The organism is Deltaproteobacteria bacterium, from assembly GCA_029858205.1.
GTDB lineage: Bacteria > Desulfobacterota > GWC2-55-46 > GWC2-55-46 > DRQE01 > JAOUFM01.
In genome coordinates, this window is sequence record JAOUFM010000027.1 from 1 (window position 1) to 4,777 (window position 4,777).

Annotated in this window: 3 protein-coding genes; all 3 read left to right on the top strand. The window is 54.3% G+C overall.

Going from position 1 to position 4,777, the window contains the following annotated elements:
- On the top strand, positions 1-711 hold a 711-nt coding region (ybgF, locus tag OEV59_10285; GenBank protein MDH4228110.1), incomplete at its 5' end, for a tol-pal system protein YbgF.
- Positions 712-742: 31 nt separating this feature from the next.
- Positions 743-1,885, top strand: a complete 1,143-nt coding sequence (locus OEV59_10290) for a DUF362 domain-containing protein (GenBank protein ID MDH4228111.1) — start codon at positions 743-745, stop codon at positions 1,883-1,885.
- A gap of 83 nt (positions 1,886-1,968) precedes the next feature.
- Positions 1,969-4,777, top strand: a 2,809-nt coding sequence (locus OEV59_10295) for a DUF748 domain-containing protein (protein MDH4228112.1), incomplete at its 3' end; no start/stop codon positions are given.

Consider the following 4,777-nt stretch of genomic DNA (forward strand, 5'->3'; position numbering starts at 1 on the left):
GCAGAGGGAGACTCGATACGGCGCGAGTTCGACCACCTAAGGGGCATGGTCGAGGAAAGAGAGCACAGGCTCTCGAAAAACGAAGAGGCCATAGAGCTTCTAAAGGGCTCCATACAGGCCATAGACGACCAGTTAAGAAAACTTGGCAAGGGCGGGCTCGAAGTGGCAGGCTCTGCCATAGATGACATCAAAAAATCCCTGGACGAACTTGTCGAGAGAATCGAACGGCTCGAAAAGGCGCAGGGCATAAAGCCAGACGGCGCGGGCTCCGCAGCAGACCCCAAGGCCCTCTATAACGACGGGCTCGACGCCATACGCGAGAAAAAGAACTACAAAAAAGGCGCTGAAACCCTGGAGCGCTTCGTCTCCGAGCACCCGAAGCACGCACTAGCCGGAAACGCGCAGTACTGGATAGGCGAGGCCTACTACGCACTTGGAGATTTCGAGCGCTCCATAGCCGAGTTCAACCGCGTCATCACAAAATACCCGAAAAGCGACAAGGTGCCGGCCTCGCTCCTAAAGCAGGGCTACTCTTTCGAAAAGCTCAAGGAGTCGGAGAACGCGCTTATAATATTCAAAAGCCTCGTAGAGAAACATCCGAAGAGCGCCGAGGCCGCTACGGCCAAAAAGCGCGTTGCTGAACTGGAAAAGGCGCAAAAGAAAAAAACGCCTGCCAAAACAAAGAAAGAAGGCACAAAGAGCTCGAAGTAATGGCTCTGCGGCGCTAAACTCCTGCCATAACATGACGCAGCCAATAAAGGTTTCCACCTCGCTTTGCGCCCAATATTCCAATGACGAGGTCTACCGCGCAGTAAAACAGGCGGTGGACCTCGTAGGCGGCATTGGCGCGTTCGTGCGCCCGGGAGAGCGAATACTCATAAAGCCAAACATGCTTGGCGGCAAGCCTGCCGAGGCAGGAGTTACAACGCACCCGACGGTGGTATCTGCTGCGATACGGCTCGTTATAGAGGCCGGGGCAACCCCTCTTGTCGGCGACAGCCCGGGAATGGGAAGCCTAATAAGTGTCGCAAAAAAATGCGGCATAGCAGAGGCTGCTGCACTTGGCAATGCCGCGCTAATCGACCTCAAGACGCCTGTGATAGTCGACGCAACCGGAACAAAAAGCTTTAAGCGGTTCGAAATAGCGAAAGAGGCCCTTGAGCCGCACGGCATAATAAACCTGCCAAAGCTTAAGACCCACGCCCAGATGTTTCTCACCATGGGCGTAAAGAACACCTTTGGCTGCGTCCCCGGTATGCGCAAGGCACAGTGGCATCTTACGGCAGGCACCGACGTCGAGCGGTTCGCGGACATGATGCTGGACCTTCATATCAACGTAAAGCCAAGGCTCTCCATCCTCGACGCCGTTGTTTCGATGGAAGGCAACGGCCCCATGGGCGGCAATCTTAGAAACACCGGCTTCGTAGCCGCAAGCGCCGATGCCGTTGCCCTGGACGCCGCGATAACGAAGATGCTTGGCCGCCGCACAAACGACGTGCCTATATTAAAGGCCGCTTCTGCACGGTCGTTTCCAGGCACCGATTACTCCAACATAGAAATGCTTGGCGCAATGCCTGAGGCAAAGGTATTCGACCGCTTCGCCTTCCCTCCCCTCATACACACGAACTTCGGCGCCATGTTGCCAAAGTTCCTCGATAAACGCATACGAAAAGCGCTCTCTAGCAGACCAAACATAATGCACGGCTCGTGCACAATGTGCGCTCAGTGCGTTCGCATATGCCCTCCTGGCGTAATGAAGGCAAAGGGAAAGATAGAGATAAACTACGACGGCTGCATCAGGTGCTTTTGCTGCCAGGAGATATGCCCTTCCGGCGCAATCACCGTTAAGGAAGGCTGGCTAAAAAAGCTTATCCCGGGGATGTAGGGCTGCCGGCGAATTCTCTTGCCAACCGCGAAACCCTTTCATATAATTTTGTTTACAGGCAGCCGGCGTACAAACGACCCCTAATGGCGAACGACCCTAAAAAGAAACCGCGCTTCGGCAGGTTTTTCTTCAAACTGAGGATACTTGCGCTCCTCGTCTTCGCGCTCGTAATCCTTCTCTCTGTCGTCGAGTTCGACCTTAGCCGCTCCATACCGGCCGTGACCAAACGCGCCGAGGCACGGCTAAACGCCATTGTCACCATCGGCAGCGTAAAACTTAAGGTTCTTCCGCTGCCGACCGTGATAATCTACGACGTGAAGGTCACCGGCCCCGACGGGTTCGTGGCTCTGGCCAGGAACGCGCGGGCCGAAATAGCCGTAATACCGCTCATTACAGGCACCGTATCGGTAAGCCACCTCATGCTCGAGGGCGCGGACGTGCGCCTAAAGCGCGACGCAGCCGGGAATCTTAACGCAGCAGAGCTTGGCCGCCGTGGCAGCGGCAATGAGGACAACAAAGGCGCAACAAAATCCTCCATCAACAGGATCTCGCTTAAAGACTCGCACATCGTCTTCACGGACTTCGCAGGAGGGTTCGAGAACACCTTTGACGCCTCAGGGGTCGAATTCTTCATGACAAAAAATCATGACGGCTTTACCTACAGCGGAAGCGGCGGCATCGTCTCGGACGAGATATCGAACTTTTCCTTATCGGGCGAGGCCACCTTCCTCGCCGACTCAACCGAGCTTACAGGAACGATGTCCCTAAAGAACTTCAAGGTCGAGAGCGTGACGGCCTACCTTCGCCAGGATCCTCTCTCCAAGCCGGTCGTGACCGGCAAGATAAGCGCCGATGCGGCGTACACGTACTCAACACTGCCCTCGCCCACAGGCACGGGTAAGCTTAAGGGCACCATCGCCGTAAACGGCATAACAGTAAATCTGCCGGAAAACTTCGACAACCCTGTAACGGTGCAAAGCGGCAGCACTGACGTTGAAATATCATGGGACGGAGAGAAAAAAGCGGTCGCACTCCGTAACGCAAGCGTCGACCTCGGCGAGTTCAACGTAAAGGGACGCTTCTCTCTCGCGAGGCCGGCGAACACCGTGCGCATGGAAATATCTTCCTCACCTATACCGCTAAAGAGCATCATAAAGTACATACCGTACAAAATAATGCCTGAGAGCACTGCCGAAACACTAAGGGGGCTTACCAACCTCGGCGGCAACGTAACGATAAAGACCATATCGTTTACAAACGAAGGGCTTACTCCCGAAAAAAAGACCGACTACTTCAAGGCCATAATTGCCGACGTAACGCTAGAGGACGCCGCGTTCTCTCACCCGCACTTCTCGCAGCCTCTCTCCGAGCTAAACGGCAGCCTAACGATAAAAGACGCCGAGGCCGTGTTCTCTGGCCTGAGAGGGAAATACGGCAAAGGCTCGCTCGACAACCTCGAAGCTACGATAAGCGACATCGCCGGAGCGCCGCGCATGGCGCTCAAGGCAACGGCCACCTTCGATACTGCGGAAACAATAGAAGACACAAAGAGGCTTTTGCAAAACAAGGCCCTCACCAACGCCTCCGGCTCCGGCAAGGCCATACTCGAGGTCGAGGGCTCGGGAACGCTGCCGCTAAAGGAGAGCCCGAAAACAGGTAAGCTCACGCTCAACTACAAGCTCGACCTTACAAACGCCGAGTTCTCCATACCAAGACTCATCGCAAAAGACCCTGGCTACGTGCTCACTGCAGACAGCACGATAGAAATAAACCGCGAAAAAGTGGCGCTAAAAGAGACTTCCGTTACTTCCGGAAGCTCAACACTCTCAATCACGGGATTTTTCTCGAGGATAGACCCGTCGTATACGATAACCCTGGCGGCAAAGAACATGCTCATAGCCGATGTGCAGCCAATATCGCCGTTCCTCAGGATGAACGAGGACGCTTTGGCAAAGGGCACTCTCTCGATGAACATCACAAAGCGCGTGGACAAGACTTCGGCCTACCCGTCCTACACCGGCACCATGAACGTAAAGAACGCCGTATTTGGCACGATATTCCTGCGCCATGCCGTCAGGAACGCTAACGCCAGCGTGCGGCTCTCGGGAAACTCCGGAACCATCGTGCTAAAGAGCGCGAAGTTCGGAAAATCCGACCTTTCCGGCGAGGTACAAATAAAGAACATCGACAAGCGGCTAATCGAGCTCAATGCGTTCTCCAACAGGCTCGACATCGAGGAGTTCGTCCCGTCGAAGGGCAAAAAGATAAAACAGGACCCGCCGTCGAAAAAGCCGCTTATCGGCAGAGGCCGCATAACGGCAAAGACCGGCACCATCTTTGGCCTGAACTTCGGCTCACTCGTAGCCGATACGCGCCTTACGGAAAAAGAACTAAACTTCAAAAAGATAGTCTTCAACTCGAACGGCGGAAACATGACGGGATACTTCACTCTAATGAGAGACAAATACGACCAGGAGCTCTTCAAGGCCGGCATAAGTGCAGCCGGTGTCGAGCTAAAGTACCTGCTTCGCGACTTCGGGGCAAAAGAAAAAATACTCGAAGGCTCTCTCTCGCTTAACGCCGAGCTTACGTGCTCGAGGAATGCCAAACCCTTCGCGAGCTGCCTAAACGGCATCGTCGGCGTAAAGGCCTCGGACGGGCGCATGATGAAGTTTACGACGATAAGCAAGGTCTTCTCTATCATAAACGTTTTGACCATAACCGAGCTTTTCGAATCCGGCTCTCCGTACAAGAGAATATCGGGAGACTTTGCAATAAAGAACGGCGTCATATCGACCGAGAACCTCAGATACAACAGCGCATCGATAAAAATGTCTGCAATCGGCAACGTAAACCTGCCCAAGATGACCATAGACGCGCTCCTTGCCGTAT